This is a genomic window from Ochrobactrum sp. C6C9 (assembly GCF_022627935.1).
Classification (GTDB): domain Bacteria; phylum Pseudomonadota; class Alphaproteobacteria; order Rhizobiales; family Rhizobiaceae; genus Brucella; species Brucella teleogrylli.
In genome coordinates, this window is record NZ_JABXGB010000104.1 from 1 (window position 1) to 606 (window position 606).

Genomic DNA, 606 nt, shown 5'->3' on the forward strand with positions numbered 1-606 from the left:
GTCCTCAATCAGGTTTGGTCGGACAACATCAACGTGCCTGAGATGATCCTCGTGCTTTTTGTGTTCTATGTCGCGGTCGTGAGTATTCTCGCCTGGGGCCTCCACGCTCTCGAACGCCGTTTGGCATTACCGGGGTATGGACATGAATAAGCGCGCTTTCACAATCGTTCCTTCGCACTACGGCGTAACGGCATTCTCTACCGCTCTGTCGTTGCGATACGGAATTGTTCTCGTTGCAATGTTTTTCGGATCATTGTGTGTTGCTTATGCGCAAACAATGAGTGCCGGAACGCCGACCGCAGTCGAGACACTTTTCGGGTGGGTTCCATTTATCTTGCGTGGCTTTTTGCTGAACCTCTATATGAGTTTTTTAGCGATGGCTTTGGCGACGGTTCTCGGAATTCTGCTCGGTCTCATGCAGATCAGCTTGTTCTGGCCGGTAAGAGCCATTGCGCGCTTGGTGACGCATCTCCTGAGAAACTCGCCTTGGCTCGTTATTCTCTTCATCGCCATGTATATGATGCCAGAGGATTTTCGTCTTCCGGGCGGGATTGTGATACCGTTTCCTGGCTGGATGAAAGCAACCGTCGCTTTTGCGCTGCCCGT

Annotated in this window: 1 protein-coding gene; it reads left to right on the forward strand. The window is 51.8% G+C overall.

Annotation, left to right across the window (positions count from 1 at the left end):
• Positions 1 to 142: 142 nt before the first annotated feature.
• A partial coding sequence (locus HWD97_RS24250; RefSeq protein WP_371835808.1) for an ABC transporter permease subunit occupies positions 143 to 606 on the forward strand: 464 nt, incomplete at its 3' end.